The sequence below is a fragment of the Sphingomonas montana genome (genome assembly GCF_001956315.1).
GTDB lineage: Bacteria > Pseudomonadota > Alphaproteobacteria > Sphingomonadales > Sphingomonadaceae > Sphingomonas_R > Sphingomonas_R montana.
Window position 1 is genome coordinate 51,260 of the sequence record NZ_KV887140.1, and the last position, 17,347, is coordinate 68,606.

General features: G+C 68.8%; 14 protein-coding genes and 1 tRNA gene. 8 read left to right on the forward strand and 7 right to left on the reverse strand.

All coding sequences use genetic code 11. The annotated features are described in order from the left end of the window. Window positions 1-2: 2 nt before the first annotated feature. Window positions 3-79, reverse strand: a tRNA-Arg gene (locus tag BKY59_RS01725). Window positions 80-158: 79 nt separating this feature from the next. Between BKY59_RS01725 and BKY59_RS01730 the strand changes: the two genes are divergently transcribed. After that, window positions 159-689 (forward strand): hypothetical protein, encoded by a 531-nt coding sequence (locus BKY59_RS01730; protein WP_076068373.1) that lies wholly within the window; start codon window positions 159-161, stop codon window positions 687-689. Between the two features lie 84 nt (window positions 690-773). Here BKY59_RS01730 and BKY59_RS01735 read toward each other — a convergent pair whose 3' ends face one another. Beyond that, window positions 774-1,613 carry a transporter gene (locus BKY59_RS01735; protein ID WP_076068374.1) on the reverse strand — a complete coding sequence of 280 codons (840 nt, stop codon included), beginning with the start codon at window positions 1,611-1,613 and terminating at the stop codon, window positions 774-776. Between the two features lie 117 nt (window positions 1,614-1,730). Here BKY59_RS01735 and mtgA point away from each other — a divergent pair, with 117 nt between their 5' ends. Beyond that, window positions 1,731-2,462: a monofunctional biosynthetic peptidoglycan transglycosylase gene (mtgA, locus tag BKY59_RS01740; RefSeq protein WP_083671820.1), complete on the forward strand. Its 732-nt coding sequence runs from the start codon at window positions 1,731-1,733 to the stop codon at window positions 2,460-2,462. A gap of 19 nt (window positions 2,463-2,481) precedes the next feature. Then, a complete protein-coding gene (locus BKY59_RS01745; protein ID WP_240499916.1) occupies window positions 2,482-2,949 on the forward strand; it encodes a PaaI family thioesterase in 468 nt (155 codons plus the stop codon). A 78-nt stretch (window positions 2,950-3,027) separates the two neighbouring features. Here the strand turns inward: BKY59_RS01745 and BKY59_RS01750 are convergent, their stop codons facing one another. After that, window positions 3,028-4,140: a glycerophosphodiester phosphodiesterase gene (locus BKY59_RS01750; protein ID WP_076068376.1), complete on the reverse strand. Its 1,113-nt coding sequence runs from the start codon at window positions 4,138-4,140 to the stop codon at window positions 3,028-3,030. Window positions 4,141-4,369: 229 nt separating this feature from the next. Between BKY59_RS01750 and BKY59_RS01755 the strand changes: the two genes are divergently transcribed. After that, complete coding sequence (locus BKY59_RS01755) at window positions 4,370-4,885, forward strand: YciE/YciF ferroxidase family protein (RefSeq protein WP_076068377.1); 516 nt, start codon at window positions 4,370-4,372, stop codon at window positions 4,883-4,885. A 124-nt stretch (window positions 4,886-5,009) separates the two neighbouring features. Then, window positions 5,010-6,137: an alpha/beta fold hydrolase gene (locus tag BKY59_RS01760; RefSeq protein ID WP_076068378.1), complete on the forward strand. Its 1,128-nt coding sequence runs from the start codon at window positions 5,010-5,012 to the stop codon at window positions 6,135-6,137. 169 nt (window positions 6,138-6,306) lie between these two features. Here BKY59_RS01760 and BKY59_RS01765 read toward each other — a convergent pair whose 3' ends face one another. Then, window positions 6,307-7,710 (reverse strand): amino acid permease, encoded by a 1,404-nt coding sequence (locus tag BKY59_RS01765; protein ID WP_076068433.1) that lies wholly within the window; start codon window positions 7,708-7,710, stop codon window positions 6,307-6,309. A gap of 197 nt (window positions 7,711-7,907) precedes the next feature. Between BKY59_RS01765 and BKY59_RS01770 the strand changes: the two genes are divergently transcribed. Both BKY59_RS01770 and BKY59_RS01775 read left to right on the forward strand, forming a co-directional pair. Beyond that, window positions 7,908-9,692 (forward strand): DUF885 domain-containing protein, encoded by a 1,785-nt coding sequence (locus BKY59_RS01770; RefSeq protein ID WP_076068379.1) that lies wholly within the window; start codon window positions 7,908-7,910, stop codon window positions 9,690-9,692. A gap of 32 nt (window positions 9,693-9,724) precedes the next feature. Beyond that, window positions 9,725-11,299 (forward strand): S10 family peptidase, encoded by a 1,575-nt coding sequence (locus BKY59_RS01775; protein WP_083671821.1) that lies wholly within the window; start codon window positions 9,725-9,727, stop codon window positions 11,297-11,299. Window positions 11,300-11,475: 176 nt separating this feature from the next. Here BKY59_RS01775 and BKY59_RS01780 read toward each other — a convergent pair whose 3' ends face one another. Both BKY59_RS01780 and BKY59_RS01785 read right to left on the reverse strand, forming a co-directional pair. After that, window positions 11,476-12,000, reverse strand: coding sequence for a gamma carbonic anhydrase family protein (locus BKY59_RS01780; RefSeq protein ID WP_076068380.1), 525 nt, complete (start codon window positions 11,998-12,000; stop codon window positions 11,476-11,478). Then, window positions 12,000-14,132, reverse strand: coding sequence for a malate synthase G (locus BKY59_RS01785; RefSeq protein ID WP_076068381.1), 2,133 nt, complete (start codon window positions 14,130-14,132; stop codon window positions 12,000-12,002). Before BKY59_RS01785 ends, BKY59_RS01780 begins: the two co-directional genes overlap by 1 nt. Window positions 14,133-14,254: 122 nt before the next feature. Here BKY59_RS01785 and BKY59_RS01790 point away from each other — a divergent pair, with 122 nt between their 5' ends. After that, window positions 14,255-15,175 carry a LysR family transcriptional regulator gene (locus BKY59_RS01790; protein WP_240499917.1) on the forward strand — a complete coding sequence of 307 codons (921 nt, stop codon included), beginning with the start codon at window positions 14,255-14,257 and terminating at the stop codon, window positions 15,173-15,175. 159 nt (window positions 15,176-15,334) lie between these two features. On the opposite strand, the gene BKY59_RS01795 is transcribed toward BKY59_RS01790, so the two are convergent. Next, window positions 15,335-17,341 carry a TonB-dependent receptor plug domain-containing protein gene (locus tag BKY59_RS01795; RefSeq protein WP_076068434.1) on the reverse strand — a complete coding sequence of 669 codons (2,007 nt, stop codon included), beginning with the start codon at window positions 17,339-17,341 and terminating at the stop codon, window positions 15,335-15,337. Window positions 17,342-17,347: the final 6 nt, after the last annotated feature.

Here is a 17,347-nt window from a genome sequence, read left to right on the forward strand (position 1 = left end):
GTTGGTGCACCCAGAGCGATTCGAACGCCCGGCCCTCAGATTCGTAGTCTGATGCTCTATCCAGCTGAGCTATGGGTGCGCCGTGGGAGGGTCTCTAGCCACCGTATCCGGATCGCGCAACCCCGTTGCGACAGGAAATTGATGCTGCATAAGGCGGCATGACATATCGCACCCGCCCCGCCGTCCGTCGCAGCCTCGCCGTCCTGTCCTGCACCGCGCTGGCGCTGCTCAGCGGTTGCGCGGGCGACACTGCATTCCCGTCGCTTGCCCCGCGGCCGATCGAAACCATTGCGCGCCAGCCCGAACGCACGGAAACGGCCCCGGCCCCCGCCGCCGATCCCGCGCTGGACGCCCGCGTCGCCGCGCTGGAAGCCGACCTGCGCAGCGCCGTGTCCGACTGGTCCGCCGCCGCCGCGATCACCCGCGGGGCGGTCGGTCGCGCGCGCGGTGCGGCGGTCGGCAGCAACGCCTGGATCGCGGCCCAGCAGCAGGTTTCGCGACTGGAGGTCATTCGCGAACGGACCGCCACGACAACCGAAGCGCTCGATCGCCTGCGCGTCGCCCAGGCCGAAAGCGCCCGCCCCGCCGATACCGCCCGCCTCGACCGCGCCCTCGCCGCCGCGGTCGCCCAGGGTAAGGCGCAGGACGCGACCTTCACCACCCTGTCGACGGCGCTCCCGGGGGCTTGAGCAGGGCGGAATGACGTCGATCGATATCCCCGACTTCTTTTGGTTAGCCCCGCGTGATATCGACTTGGCACGTCGCAACCACCCTCAGAACCGCCGCGAAAACCCGACGAATACCCGCACGTCCGGGCTGTCGGCGTTCAGCCCGATCGCGGTGCCGGCATCCACCTGGGCATTGTCGCTGACCTGATAGCCACCCGACAGCGCGGCGAGCAATATGGTGGAGAACCCGTCCGGGTCGCGGTCGCGCGCGGCGGACAGTTCGACCGTCGTCGACACAGCATCGCTCAGCGCCAGCGCGATGCCACCGATCGCCGAGACGAAGCGGTGCCGCCCGCGCCCGTCCTCGTCCGGCGTCGCGTCCAGCTCCGCGGTCAGTTGCAGCTGGACGACATCGTTTACTTCATACCCCATGGGCACGGTCACCCCCCCGCCCCATGTCCCCGCGCCGATCGGTTCGCGCCCGATCGGCAGGGTGACGAACGGCTGTACCGCGATGCTGAAGCCGCTGCCGTCCGGGTGAACGATGTTCTGGCGGAGCCGCAGCGCCACGTCGCCGATCCGCGTCCGCCGGGCGACCATTCCGTCCGCATCGCGCGCCCGTTCGCGCCCCACCGCGGTCCAGCCGACCTGCACCTCCGTCGTCCCGCCCAGCGCCACGCGCAACAGCGCATCGCCGGTGACGAACACATCGGTCTGCATGCCCTCGCCCTCAGTCCGTTGCCAGTCGCCGATGCCCATTTCCAGCATGGGGTGGCCGATATCGACGATGCATGCGCCCGCCCCCAGGCTGGGCCGGGTCGGGCAATAGGGCCGCAGCGCAGCGGCGGAACCGGTCGCATCCTGCGCTGCGGCGGGTGTCGCGGCCAACGCCAGCGAAGCCAGGACGATCGCTGGGGCGACGTTACGGAAATATATGGATTTCATGTCCCGGACATCTCCCAACGCCCGCGCGCACGCAAGCGGCCAGACGGCGTCGGCGCGTATCGGCCGTTGCGGCGCGGGCGGGATGACGGCGCACCGCCGATCGGCTAGGGCGCAGGGATGACCTGGCCGCAGTCCCGCTCCGCATCCCCGCCGGCCCCGGCCCGGCCACGATCGCGCGGCCGGCGGATCATGCGGTTCCTGCTGCGCGCCGTGCTGCTGTTCGTCGTCCTGTCGGTCCTGTGGGTGCTTGCGTACCGCTTCGTGCCGCCGCCCGTCACCGCCACGATGCTGGGCGATCTGGCGGCGGGGCGCGGGATCGAAAAGGACTGGATGGCGATCGGCCGGATCGATCCGGATATGCCACGCGCGGCGATCGCCGCGGAGGACGGCAATTTCTGTCGCCACCGGGGTTTCGACGTCACGGCGATCGAACAGGCGATGCGTGCCAATGCAGCCGGGCGTCGCCTCCGCGGCGGATCGACGATCAGCCAGCAGGTCGCAAAGAACGCGTTCCTGTGGCAGGGCGGCGGCTTCTTCCGCAAGGGCCTGGAGGCCTGGTTCACCGTGCTGATCGAGGCGACCTGGCCCAAGCGGCGGATCATGGAAGTCTATCTGAACATCGCCGAAACCGGCATCGGCACCTACGGCGTCAATGCCGGCGCAATCCGTTATTTCCACCACGATGCGTCGCGGCTCAGCATGACGGAGGCCGCACGGATCGCCGCCGTCTTGCCGCTGCCCAAGAAGCGTGGGGCGATCGCCCCGACCGGCTTCACCCGACGCTACGGCACCAACATCGCGCGGCGCGTGCCCCGCATGCAGCGCGCGGGCTATTATAGCTGTCTCTGACCGCAGAGGGGTAACGGGCTTGGACGTCATCAGGAACAATGCGGCCGCGCTGAGCGGGATCGACCAGCTGCGCGCGCTGATGGATGCTGGCACGCCGCCGCCGATCGGCGTGACGCTGGGGTTCACGCTGATCGAGATCGAAGACGGTCGCGCGGTGTTCCAGGGCGATCCGGACCGCAGCGTCTACAACCCGATCGGGTCGGTCCATGGCGGCTATGCAGCGACGCTGCTCGACAGCGCGTGCGGATGCGCCGTCCATTCGCGGCTGACCGCGCAACAGGGCTACACTACGCTGGAACTGAAGGTCGCCTATCACCGCCCGCTGAACGACGCGAGCGGGCCGGTCCGGGCCGAGGGGCGGATCCTGTCGATCGGCCGCCGCGCCGCCTTTGCGGAGGCGACGCTGACCGATGCCGCCGGCCGGCTCTGCGCATCGGCGACCTCGACGCTGCTCGTCTTCGACCTGCCGGTGCCGCCGGCCGGCTAGGCCCCGACCGCACCGGTCGAGCATTTGCTCAGCTCCGTTTGGTTCGAACCAGACGGATGAGTGGCTAGATCGAGTCGATCAAGCGCCGACCGGCAGTAGCGCAGCCCGCCCAAGGGCCGGGTCGTCGGTGAAGAATCCATCGATCCCGGTGGCCAGATACCGCCGGATCTCTGCGATCGAACCGGCCGGGTTGCGTGCATTTTCCCCAGCCCCATCGCGGAAATCGGCCGCAAGGAAGCGATTCTCCGGTCGGAACGTCCAGGGATGGACCAGCAGCCCGGCCGCATGCGCATCCGCGACCAGCCGGGTCGGCGCACCCAGCCGCCCGTCGGCGCGCAATGGGATGATCGCGCGCGTGCCCGGCGCCACGACATCGGCATAGGTCGCGATCGTGCGCAGTCCGGCGGCGGTCGCCATCGCGGCATAGGTCGTGTCGCCACCCGCCTTCGCCACGTCGGCCGGGCGTACGTCGCCCGCATCGATCAGCTGCGCCAGCCGGACGTTCGCAGGCCGGCCCAGCCGCGTGCGCAGGTAGCGCAGGTTGGCGATCTCGAACGACTGCACCTCCACCGGCGCGCGGCGCGTATAGGCGTGCGCGGCCAGCACGCCAAGGAACCGGTCCTCCAGCGGCAGGCCGATCCCGGCGAAATAACTGCCATGCTTCAGTTCGGGGATCAGCCCGATCGTGCGCCCGCGCGCCGCCGCCTCGGCCGCGGTGAAATCGACGATCTCCTCGAACGTCGCGAGTTGGAACTGGCCGTCATAACCGGCGCTGACCGGACGCATCCCGCCCAGCCGCTCGACCGCGCGCAGCGTCTTCAGTTCCGCCAGCGTGAAATCCTCGCAGAACCAGCCGTCCTGTGCGGTTCCGTCCACCGTCTTGCGCGTCCGCCGCCCGGCGAATTCGGGGCGGCCCGCCACGTCGGTCGTCTCGGCGATGTTGTTTTCGTGGCGGGCCACCAGCAGGCCGTCGCGCGTCACGACCAGATCCGGTTCGATATAGTCCGCGCCGTCCGCGATCGCCTTGGCATAGGCCGCCAGCGTATGTTCGGGGCGCAGCGCGGATGCGCCGCGATGCGCGATCACCAGCGGCACCGCCGTCGCCGCCGTCGCGCGGGGGGAGAGCGCCAGCGCACAGCCCGCGGCGACGGAGCCGATCGCGCCACGTCGCGTGAACCCGGACGCGATCATCGGTTGCTCAACCCGAGCGGCTGCCGGACGGCAAATCGGTCTGTCATGGCAAGCCCCCTGAAACGCAGTCCCCGGCGCTTCGCCCGCGTCCGTGTCGGTCGCATGACGAACGCAAGACCGTTCGGTGACACGGCGTCGGCGCGCAGGAAATCGGAAACCTCCGGTCGCGCGAGCCGTTGTGCCCCCCGAACCGACCGCCGCACCGGCATCGGCAGACGAGGAATGCGCCATGGGTCTCTTCAGCAGCGACATCAAGACGTTCGACGACCTGTTCATCCATCAGTTGCAGGACGTCTATTATGCCGAACACCAGATCCTGAAAGCCCTGCCGAAGCTGATCGCCAAGGCGACCTCGCCCGACCTGAAACAGGCGTTCGAGGCCCATGTGGCCGAAACCGAGACGCAGGTCGCCCGGCTGGAGCAGGTGTTTGCACTGCACGATGAAAAGCCGAAGGCCGTCACCTGCCCCGCGATCGACGGCATCATCAAGGAGACGAACGAGGTCGCCGGCGAGATCGCGGACAAGGCCGTGCTCGACGCCGCACTGATCGCGGCCGCCCAGGCGGTCGAGCATTATGAGATCACGCGTTACGGCACGCTCATCTCATGGGCGCGCCAGCTCGGACGCGAAGACAGCGCGGCGATCCTCAAGCTCACGCTGGACGAGGAATATGCCACCGACGACAAGCTGACCGCGATGGCCGAATCGCGCATCAACCCGAAGGCGGAACAGGTCACCGCCTGACCGAACGGGGGCCGCCTGATCAGGCGGCCCCACCCTCCGATTTCTGGAACCCGTTTTCCGGTTCGCATATCCGCACGATCCGCTACCGTTGCCGGCCGCCGACTGATCCATTCCGGAGCCGTGCATGATTCCGCTGACGCTCGCCCTGATCCTCGCCGCGCAAGCGCCCACCGTGTCCCCGGCCCCACCCCCCGCCGCACCGATCGCCTCGCAGGCCCGCGCCGCGCCTTCGAAGGCCTGGCCGACGACCGAGGGTGACATGGCGCTTGGCACGTTCAAGTTCACCGAAGGCCGCACCTTGCCCGCGCTGCGCCTCCACTACACCACGCTCGGCATGCCACGCCGTACTGCTGACGGGAAGATCGTCAACGCGGTGATGGTGCTGCACGGCACCGGCGGATCGGGCAAACAGTTCCTCAGCCCGCAATTTGCCGACGAACTGTACGGCCCGGGCCAGCCGCTCGATATCCGGCGCTACTACATTATCCTACCCGACAATATCGGCCACGGCCTGTCGTCCAAGCCGTCCGACGGCCTGCGCATGCGGTTCCCGCATTATGACTATGGCGACATGGTCCGGTCGCAACGCCTGCTGCTGGACAGTCTGGGCGTCGGTCGGTTGCGGCTGCTGATCGGGACGTCGATGGGCTGCATGCACGCGTTCCTGTGGGGCGAAACCTATCCGGACGGTGCCCGCGCGCTTTTGCCGCTCGCCTGCCAGCCGGCCCAGATCGCCGGGCTGAACCGCATGTGGCGGCAGATGGTGGTCGACGGGATCAAGGCGGACCCCGCCTGGGCCGGCGGCGAATATCGTACCCAGCCGGTACTCGGCCTGCGTACCGCGGCGTCGATCTCGACCATCGCCGGCGGTGCGCCGCTCAACCTCCAGAAACTCTACCCGACGCGCGAACCGGCCGAGGCCTATGTCCGCGATCGGGTCGCGAAGGATATCGCCAGCCGCGACGCCAACGACATGATCTACCAGTTCGAATCGTCGCGGACCTACGATCCCTGGCCGGGGCTGGAACGCATCACCGCGCCGATGACGTGGATCAATTCGGCCGACGATTTCATCAACCCGCGCGGTCTGGATTTCCCCGCCCGCGCGGTGGCGCGGATGAAGAATGCGCAGTTCCGGCTGATCCCCGAAACCGCCGACACACATGGCCACGGCACGCATACCTGGGCGGCGAACTGGAAAGCCGATCTGATCGCCCTGCTCGCCAGGACGGAGTCTTCGCCGGAGCGGTGATCCAGCCCCGGCCCGCCACGCCCGCCGTCCGTTCAAGCCTGAGGCTTAAGCGGAACCGTCCATCCCGAGCGAAGTCGAGCGCAGCCGAGACGGCTAACCTCCTCTCAAGGTGCTCCGACTGCGTTCGGCGTGGACCGGTCCGGTATGAATCACCCCGAAGTGTCCTGCCTCAGCCGCGGATCAGGCTGTGCCGCCGGCCATAGGCGAAGTAGGCAAGCAGCCCGAGCATGTTCCAGCCGACGAACCGCACCAGCGTCGTCCCCGGCAGGCTGACCATCAGGTACAGGCACCCCGCGATCGCCAGCGTGCCGACGAGATAGGGTGCGGGGCACCGGAACACGCGCACCAGATCCGGCGCGCGGCGGCGCAGGATCATCATGCACGCCGCCACCGCGATGAACGCGATCAGCGTACCGGCATTGGCCAGCTCCGCAATCTCGTCCAGCCGGAAGAAGCCCGCGATCACCGCCACGAACAGGCCGGTGATGCCGGTGATGAGCACCGGCGATCCGGTCCGTCCCGACACACGCGCCAGCCCCTGCGGCAACAGGCCGTCGCGCGCCATCACGAAGAACACCCGGCTCTGCCCGTACATCATCACCAGGATGACCGACGGCAACGCCACCAGCGCCGCTCCCGCGACTAGATAGGACGCCACCGGATGGCCCAGCGAGCGCAGCACCAGCGCCAGCGGTTCGGACGACCCGGCCAGCGCCGTGTAGGGCAGCGCACCGACCGCGGCCAGCGCGACCAGGATGTAGATCAGGGTGCAGACCGCCATCGATCCGATGATCCCGATCGTCAGGTCGCGCCCCGGGTTCTTCGCTTCCTCGGCCGATGTGGCGACCGCATCGAAGCCGTAAAAGGCGAAGAACACGATCGCCGCGGCCGCCATCACGCCGCGCGTCTGGCCGCCCTCGACATGGCTGGCGAAGCCGTAGGGCATGAACGGGTGCAGATTGTCCGCGGAAAAGGCGGGCAGCGCCATGATGACGAAGGTGGCGAGCGCCACCAGCTTGATGATGACCAGCATGATGTTCAGCGTGGCGCTTTCGCGCGTGCCGGCCATCAGCATCCCCGCCACGCCCAACGAAACCAGCACCGCCGGCAGGTTGACGATCCCGCCCCCATGCGGCCCGGCCAGCAACAGCGGCGGCAGCACGACGCCGGCCGATTGCAGCCAGCCGATCAGATAGCCCGACCATCCGACCGCGACCGTGGAACAGGCCAGCGAATATTCCAGGATCAGGCTCCACCCCACGACCCAGGCCAGCGTCTCCCCCAACACCGAATAGGTGTAGGTATAGGCGCTGCCCGCGGTCGGGATCATCGTCGCCAGTTCGGCATAGGCCAGCGCCGCACAGGCGCAGACCGCGCCCGCGATCGCAAACGCCAGCAGCACCGCCGGCCCCGCCCGCTCGGCCCCCACGCCGGTCAGCGTATAGATGCCGGTGCCGACGATCGCCCCCACGCCCAGCGCAACCAGATGCGGCCAGCTCAGCGTCGCGCGCAACCGATGCGCCGGATCGCCGCGGGTCTGGTCGATCGGCTTGATCGGTCCCAGGAAACTCATATGCACCCCCCTTGTCGACTTGGCCGGGCCGCCGGCCCGGATCGTCGCGTAATTGGACGATAGGGCACACGCCGCGGCGACGGAACATGCCGCGTATCGTATAATATTTTGCCGCGAAAGCCGTGCGACGGGTAGATCATCGCCGGCGGCGACGATACGCTGGTGACATCCCGTTCAGACAGCCGCCGGAGTTTCCGATGCCCAAGACCCTGCTCGTGCTGTTGCTGTCCTCCATCGCCGCGCCGGTGGCGGCTCAGCCCGCGCCGGCACCGGTACCGACACCCGCGACGCCACCCGCCGCGTCCGACGCCGATCGGCAGTTACGCGCGCTCTACGAAGCGGAATGGCAGTGGCGGCAGCGGGAATTCGCCCGGCCCGAACGGGACGAGGAAGGGGCGGACGCCGATCATTTCCCGCGCGTCGATGCGGCCAGCCAGCTGGCGCGGCTCGCTTATTGGCGTCAGACGCTCGCCGCGCTCGACCGCATCCCGGTCGACCGGCTGGGGGCGGAGGAACAGGTCAACGCCGCCGTCTTCCGCACTAGCCTGACGGCGTTCGTCGCGAACGCCACGTTCCGCGACTGGGAAATGCCGTTCAATTCGGACAGCAATTTCTGGTCCGGCCTGTCACCACGCGCCGGCTATCGGGATGCGGCGGGCTACCGCCGCTATATCGCCCGGATGCGGGATCTGCCGCGCTTCTTCGACGAACAGATCGTCAACATGCGCGCCGGCCTGAAACGCGGCTTCACAGTGCCGCGCGTGACGCTGACCGGGCGGGACACGTCGATCACGCCTTTTGTCACGACCGACGTCGCGGCGAATCCGTTCTACGCCCCCTTCGCCACGCTGCCCGCCACCATGACCCCCGCCGAGCAGGATTCGATGCGGGCGGAGGCACGCGGCGTCATCGCGCGGTCGGTCGCCCCCGCCTATGCCCGACTGCTCGCCTTCTACCGCACCGAATATCTGCCCGGCGCGCGCACGACGCTGGCGGCGGAAGCGATGCCGCACGGCAAGGCATGGTATGAAAGCCAGATCCGCGAATATACCACGCTGAACCTGACCGCCGACCAGATCCACGCGATCGGCGTGAAGGAAGTCGCGCGGATCGACGCCGACATGCGCGCGACGATGGCGCGTAGCGGCTTCAAGGGCAGCTTCGCACAGTTCCAGGCGTTCCTCCGCACCGACCCGCAATTCTATGCGCGCACGCCGGACGAACTGATGGGCGTGTCGGCCTATGTCGTGAAGCGGGTCGACGGCGAACTCAAACACACGATCGGTTTCCTGCCGCGCTACCGCTTCACCATCCGCCCGGTGCCGGATGCGATCGCCCCCTATTACACCGGCGGTCGCGGCGGGCTGGAAAGCTGCATGATGAATACGTACGACCTGCCGTCGCGGCCGCTGTACCAGATCCCCGCGCTGACCCTGCACGAATGCAATCCCGGCCACAGCCTCCAGGCCGCCATCGCGCTGGAGGGGCCGGACCGCCCCGCCTTCCGCCGCTCTACCTATTTCTCCGGTTATGGCGAAGGCTGGGGCCTCTACACCGAATGGCTGGGCACGGTGATGGGCATCTACCGCACGCCCTATGAGGATTTCGGCCGGCTGTCGTACGAGATGTGGCGCGCCTGCCGGCTGGTGATCGACACCGGCCTCCATCACGAGGGCTGGACCCGCGCGCGGGCGATCGCCTACCTCTCCGACCATACCGCCCTGTCGCAGCATGAGATCGAGACGGAGGTCGATCGCTACATCAGCTGGCCGGGTCAGGCGCTGGCGTACAAGCTGGGCGAAATGACGATCCGGCGAAAGCGCGCGGACGCCGAAAAGACGCTCGGCGCGCGCTTCGACCAGCGCTGGTTTCACGACCTCATCCTGAACCTGGGGTCGGTCCCGCTGCCGTTGCTCGAACAGAAGATCGATGCGTGGATTGCGGGCGGCGGACGGAATACGCTCGACGTTCCGACCTCCTGACGCCCTTTCCCCCTTAGAATATCGGAGGCCGCATGTCCGCCAAGTTCCTCGCCACGCTGTCGCTCGCCGCGCTGATCGGCGGCCCGCTTCCGGCGCAACCCCGCCCGGACGCGCCGCCCCCCGGCCGTGATGCGCCGGCCGACAAGGACCCTGACGTCGCCGCCGCCTCGGCGGTCGAGGATGCGCAGCCGAAACGCGGTGCCGTCACCGTCGCGGGGCGCAGCATCGCCTACACCGCCACCCCCGGCACGCTGACGATCCGTAACGAGGAAGGCGAACCGATCGCGTCGATGTTCTACGTCGCCTATGTCGCGGATCGGGCGAAGGGCGCGCGGCCGCGCCCGGTCACCTTCACGTTCAACGGCGGGCCGGGATCGTCCAGCATGTGGCTGCACATGGGGTCGATCGGCCCGGTGCAGGTGCAGATCGCGGACACCACCACCACCGCGCCCGCCCCCTACCGCATCGTGCCGAACCGCTTCTCGATGCTCGACAAGACCGACATCGTGTTCCTCGACGCGATCGGCACCGGCCTGTCGCGGCCGATCGGCAGGGCGAAGGTGAAGGACTTCGCCAGCGTCGACAAGGATATCGACGCCTTCGCGCGCGGCATCATCCGTTACCTGACCATCGCCAACCGCTGGGACAGCCCGAAATTCCTGTTCGGCGAAAGCTACGGCACGCTGCGCGCCGCGGGCCTCGCCTATGCGCTGCAACAGCGGGGGGTCCAGATGAACGGCGTCGTGCTGCTGTCGTCCATCCTGAATTATGGCGTGCGCCAGCCGGGCTACGACCAGATCCACCTGACCTACCTGCCCACATACGCCGCTACCGCCTGGTATCATGACCGGCTGCCGAACCGCCCGGCGACGCTCGAACCCTTCCTGAGCGAGGTGCGGCAATGGGCGATCGGCCCCTATGCCAACGCGCTGGCCAAGGGCGATGCCCTGCCCGATGCGGAACGCGATGCGGTGGCACGGCAACTGTCCGCCTATACCGGCCTGTCGACGGACTATCTGATCCGGTCCGATCTGCGCGTCACGCTGTCCCGGTTCCGCAAGGAACTGATGCGCGACCGGCGCCGCACCGTCGGCCGGCTCGATTCGCGTTTCCTGGGCATCGATGCCGATCCGGTCGGTGAGGATCCCGAATATGACGCGACCGACGCGGCGATCAGCGGCCCCTATGTCGGTGCGCTCAACAGCTATCTGTTCGGGACGCTCGGCTACCGCACCCCGCTCAGCTACCGTCCGAACTTCTACGCCGAACTGGGTGGCGCCAACTGGAACCAGGGCCACGCCGCCCCCGGCGGACGCGGCGGCGGCGCGGCGATGGCGCTTGCCAATACCGCGCTCGACCTGTCGGCCGCGATGCGGCAGAATCCCTATCTGAAGGTCCTGTCGCTCAACGGCTATTACGACATGGCGACGCCGTTCTTCGGCGCGGAATATGATCTCGGCCATATGCAGCTCGACCGGTCGCTGCGCGGCAACCTGACCTTCCGCTACTACGAGGCCGGGCACATGGTCTATGTCAAACCCGCGGTAATGCCGCTGTTCAAGCGCGACCTCGACGCCTTCTACGACAGCGCGACCACCGCCCCCTGACGCCCGCTCAGTCCGCGATGGATCCAGCTTGATCCGCCCATCCCGAGCGAAGTCGAGGGACCCGTCGAGCGCAGCCGAGACGAGCAACAGCGCCCCTCGGCTGCGCTCGAGGACAGGTGCCTCGACTGCGCTCGGCATGGACGGATCTGGTGTTAATCGCCGAAATTCCTCTCGCCCTAGTCGATCCGCACCAGCCCGGCCGCATAGTCGCGCGCCCGTGCCACATAGGCGACGGCCGACGCACGCAATCCCGCGATTGCGTCGGGGGACAGCGGGCGGACGGCGCGCGCCGGGCTGCCCAGGATCAACTGCCCAGTCGAAAAAACCTTGCCCTCGGTCACCAGCGCGCCCGCACCGACCAGGCAATCCTCGCCGATCACCGCGCCGTTCAGCACGGTTGCCCCCATGCCGATCAGCACGTTGTCGCCCACCGCGCAGCCATGCAGGATGGCATGATGCCCAACGGTGACGCCCCGCCCGATCGTCAGTGGCGCACCAGGATCGGAATGGAGCATCGCCCCTTCCTGGATGTTCGTTCCCGCCCCGATCAGGATCGGGCCGTTGTCGGCCCGCACCACCGCGCCGAACCAGATGCCCACATCGTCGCCCAGCCACGCATCGCCGATCACGTCGGCCGATGGCGCGATCCACACGCCCTCGCCCAGCGTGGGGCCTACCCCGCCGATCGCATAGACCGCCATCAGCCGCCCGCCCCCGCCTGCCCCGCCTTGGCCCGCGCGCGATAGGCGTGGAGCAGCGGTTCGGTATAGCCGCTGGGCTGGCCCACCCCTTCGAACACCAGCGCGCGCGCCGCCGCGAACGCCAGGCTGTCCTCCGCCCCCGCCATCGGCCGGTAGAGCGGATCGTCCCTGTTCTGCGCATCGACCTTGGCCGCCATGCGGGTCAGCGCCGCCTCCGCCTCCGCCACGGTCGCCACGCCGTGCAGCAGCCAGTTTGCCATGTGCTGCGAACTGATCCGCAACGTGGCGCGGTCCTCCATCAGCCCGACATCGTGGATATCGGGCACCTTGGAACAGCCGACCCCCTGATCCACCCAGCGCACGACATAGCCCAGGATACCCTGCGCATTATTGTCCAGTTCGTCGCGCACCTCCTGCGCGCTCCAGTTCTGCCCGCGCGCCAGCGGCACGGTCAGCAGCCGGTCGAGCGACGCGACCGGTTCGGCCGCCCGTTCCGCCTGCCGCGCGACCACGTCGACCGCGTGATAATGCGTCGCGTGCAGCGTGGCGGCGGTCGGCGACGGCACCCAGGCGGTGTTCGCGCCGGTCCGCGGATGGCCGATCTTCTGGTCCAGCATGTCCGCCATCCGGTCCGGCGCTGCCCACATGCCCTTCCCGATCTGCGCCCGGCCCGCCATGCCGCACGCCAGCCCGATCTGGACGTTGCGGTCCTCATAGGCGACGATCCAGTCGCTCGCCTTCATGTCACCCTTGCGCAGCATCGGCCCGGCCCGCATCGACGTGTGCAGCTCGTCTCCGGTCCGGTCCAGGAACCCGGTGTTGATGAACATGATACGGTCCTTCACCGCCGCGATGCAGGCCGCCAGATTGGCCGACGTCCGCCGTTCCTCGTCCATCACGCCGACCTTGATCGTGTGGCGGGTGAGGCCGATCAGGTCCTCCACCGCGTCGAACAGCCGGTTCGTGAACGCCGCCTCGTGCGGTCCGTGCATCTTGGGCTTCACGATGTAGATCGACCCGGCCCGGCTGTTGCGGCCCATCCTGTCATCAACGGCCCCCGCGCGGCCCAGGTCGTGCAGCCCGATCAGGCTGGTCATGATCACATCCAATATTCCTTCCGGTGCCTGCGCCCCGTCCGGCAGCAATATGGCCGGCGTCGTCATCAGGTGGCCGACATTGCGCACGAACATCAGGCTGCGCCCCGGCAGCGCGAGGTCCGATCCGTCCACCGCGACATAATGCCGGTCGGGGGCCAGCCGCCGGGTCATCGTCCGCCCGCCCTTTTCGAACACCGCCTCCAGCGTCCCCTGCATCAGGCCCAGCCAGTTGCCATAGGCGGCGACCTTGTCCGCGGCATCGACCGCCGCGATCGAATCCTCGAGATCCGCAATGGTCGACAGCGCCGACTCCAGCACCACGTCCGCCAGACCGGCCGGATCGGTCCGGCCGATCGGATGATCGCGGTCGATCACCAGTTCGATATGCAGCCCGTTGTTGCGTAGCAGCAGCGTATCGGCCGCCCGCCCGACGAGCTGCGCCGGATCGGCCAGCGCCGGTTCGCCGCCCGTCCAGTCCGCCCATGTGCCATCGGCCAGCGGCACGGCGGTATCGAGAAACGCCTTGGCCCAGGCGATCACCTGCGCGCCGCGGACGGCGTCATAATCCTTGCCCGTCGCCGTGCCCGGTATCGCGTCCGTACCGTACAGCGCGTCGTACAGGCTGCCCCAGCGCGCATTCGCGGCGTTCAGCAGGAAGCGCGCGTTCAGGATCGGCACCACCAGCTGCGGCCCGGCCAGCACCGCCACCTCCTCGTCGACGCCGGTCGGCGCCACCGCGAACGGCGCGGGTTCCGGCACCAGATAACCGATCTCCCGCAGGAAAAGCTGATACTCCGACTGGTCGATCGGCTGGCCGGCGCGGGCGTCGTGCCACGCGTCGATCCGCGCCTGCATCGCGTCACGCACCGCCAGCAGCGCGGCATTCTCAGGCGCGAACCGCGCATGGAGATCGGCCACACCCTGCCAGAACGGCTCCGCCGCAATGCCCGTCCCCGGCAGGACGCGCGTCTCGACAAAGTCCGCCAGGATGGTCGCGACCCGTAATCCGGCGCGGTCCTGATAGGTCTCGGTCATGCGGCACCTCTCTCTGCTCCGCTGCGGCTGTCCGCGCGGTCAGTCTCCGTTATAGACCCCCGCCGGTCATGCCGGTAGCGGGCGAAAGATCGAAACAGCTTTTCCCGACAGGAACAGATGCGGTGGACCCGGACTATGACCTGTTCGCCCGGATCGTGGAGGCCGGCAGCCTGTCCGCCGCCGGGCGCACGCTGTCGATGTCGCCCGCGATGGTCTCCAAGCGGCTTGCCCGGCTGGAGGCGCGGCTGGGCGTCCGGCTCGTCCACCGGACCACGCGCCGGCTGGCGCTGACCGATGCCGGTGCGCGGTTCCACGGCGACGTGCTGGCGATCCTGGCGGCGATCCGCGCGGCAGAGAACCGGCTGAACGGCGTGCGCGACGAACCGGTCGGGCCGCTGCGCGTTTCCGCGCCAACTTCGTTCGGCCGGCTGCATATCGCGCCCTATCTCGCCACCTTCCTGGGCGATCATCCGCGCGTCGAACTCGATCTCGACCTGTCGGACGCCAATGTCGACCTGCTGTCCGCGCGGATCGATCTCGCGGTCCGGATCACCGCCGACATTCCCGCCGGCCTGACCGCACACCGGCTTGCGGACAGCCGCCGCGTGCTCTGCGCCGCGCCCGCCTATCTCGCCCGGCACGGCGCGCCCGCCGACATCGCCGCGCTGGCGAACCACCGGCTGCTGGCCGCCACCGGGCAACTCCCCTGGCGGCTCGTCAACGGCCGCCTGCGCCGGGCGGTCGACGGGAACAGCCATGTTCGCACGAACAGCAGCGAGATCGTGCGCGAACTGGCGGTCGCCGGCATCGGCATCGCGCTGCGGTCGCTATGGGACGTGGGCGACGCGATCGCTTGCGGCGCGCTGGTCCGCGTCCTGCCCGACTGGGCGGGGCCGACCGATCTCGGCATCTACGCGGTCCACCCCCGGTCGCCCGCCGTGCCCCCGGCGGTCACCGCCTTCATCACCTTCCTGCGCGGGACCTTCGATCCGCCGCCCTGGGGCGCCGACGACCGCGCCGACGGATATCAGACCCGGTTTTAAACAGGCCCGACCATCACCGTCGTCATCCCGGACTTGATCCGGGATCCATTATCACTTCGTCCGGGGCCAGCCACAGCCGGAGTGATAATGGATCCTGACTTTCGTCAGGATGACAGTCGCGCGGTCAGATGCTGTATCTCGTGAAAGGCGAGGCCTACCTCAGTTCAGCCGAATACCGATCCACAAGGTCCGCGGCGTTCCGAGGTCGATCGACCCCGCCTGGTTGCGCGTCACCACCGCCGCGTCGAACAGATTTTCCGCCCGCGCCACGATCGCCACCCGCCGCGTGATGCCGACCCGCGCGACCGCATCGAACGTGAATGCGTCCGGCAACGCGTCGGTTTCCAGGTCGTCCTCGAACTGCCGCCCGACATAACGCGCGGTGCCGGACAGCGACCAGTTGACCGCCGGCGTCCAGGCGATTGTCGCGCTGCCGGCATGGCGCGGGCTCTGCGACGGCGCGAACCCGTCCAGCGCGGCGGACTGGCCCGATCCCCGGACCTGCGCGTCGCTATAGGCGTAGGACGCATCGATCGTGACCTCGCCGAGCCCGGCCGCAAGAGTGACCTCGACACCTTTGGCGATCACCGCGTCCACGTTGCGCCGCTGGCGCAGGTTGGTGCCGATCGTCACGTTGGCGATCGCATCGTTCAGCCGGTTGTAGAACGCCGTCACGCCGATCCGCACGTTCCGCGCCGGGGTCAGGTCCACGCCCCCTTCCACCCCGCGCAGCTTCTCCAGCCCCAACGCCGCGTTCGCCTGCGTCGTGACCGGGAACACCACGAACGGCCGGTACAGCTCGTTCAGCGTGGGCACCCGGAACCCGGTATAGCCCGCGACGCGCAGCGCCACGGCGTCGGTGGCGCGCAGCACCGCCCCCGCCCGGCCCGTCGCGGCCACACCGTCGCGGTTCGCGAACCGCTGGTCGCTGACCACCGCCCCGGCCGCCGACCTTTCCCGGAAGAACCCGTCGTCGATCGTCCAGCGATCGGCCCCCACCCCGCCGGTCAGGACGATCCGGCCGATCGTCCAGTCATCCTCCACGAACAACCCGGCCGTGCTGGTCCGACCGCCCGCATTGCGCCGGGTGGTGACCAGTCCGGTGACCGCGCTGTACGCATCCTCGGACAACCCCCCCTCGCCTGCCCGTGCATCCACCCCGATGCGCAGCACATGATCGGGGCCGACCGGCGGGCGCAGCTCGATCTTCCCACCAAGCCCCGTCGACGGCGTGTTGCGCTGGTCCAGCGTCAGCCGGAAATTGGTCGCGCTGATCACCCGGTTGCTGAAATTGCGCGCCTGGACATAGGCGAGCGCATCGACCTGCCACGCGCCGCGGTGGACCAGCCGGATGCTGGCATCCTGCCCTTCCGAACGGCTGTCCGCACCGCGAAACCGCAACGTGCGGTTGTCGTCATAGACCAGGCCACGGAACTGCAGGTCCGTATCCGCCCCGATCGGTGCAACAGTCCGCAGACCGACCGACCAGTCGCGGTAGCGTGCCCGCACGGTCGCCGGTCCGCGCTGTGCCATGGGCGTCGTGAAGAACCCGTCGCCCCGTTCGTACCGGCCCGACAGCGTCGCGAACCCCCCGCCCAGATCGGGCGAGATCGCCGCCGAGACGCTCGACGCATCGCGGCTGCCGTAGAATGCGCTGGCGGAGTAGTCGGGCAGGTCCGCCCGGGTTGCGCTGACCAGCTCGATCGTGCCGGCCACCGCACCCGCGCCGAACGGCCCCGCCCCGCCGCCGCGGGTGATCCGCACGCCCGACAGCCGGTCGCCCACCAGCGCGCTGAACGGGACATAGCCGAAGAACGGATCGGCCAGCGGCACCCCGTCCAGCAGCACCAGCGCCCGGCTCGACGCGTTGCCACCCAGCGCGCGCAACGTCACGCCCTGCGCCGACGGGTTGGCCGACCGGCTGTCGGACCGCCGGAACTGCTGGAACCCCGCTACGTCCTTCAACACATTCTCGACGCGGTCCGACGCCTCGCCCGTCAGCCGGTCCCGCCCGATGACGGTCGATCCATAAGCCGGCGTCCCCGGCGGCAACGGCAGGCCGGACCCCAGCACGACGATCTCGTCGGTCGTCGTGGTGGATGTCTGCGCGATCGCCGGCAACGGCGCGACCAACGCGATGATGGTGAGGATGTGGAAACGACGCATCGGGAA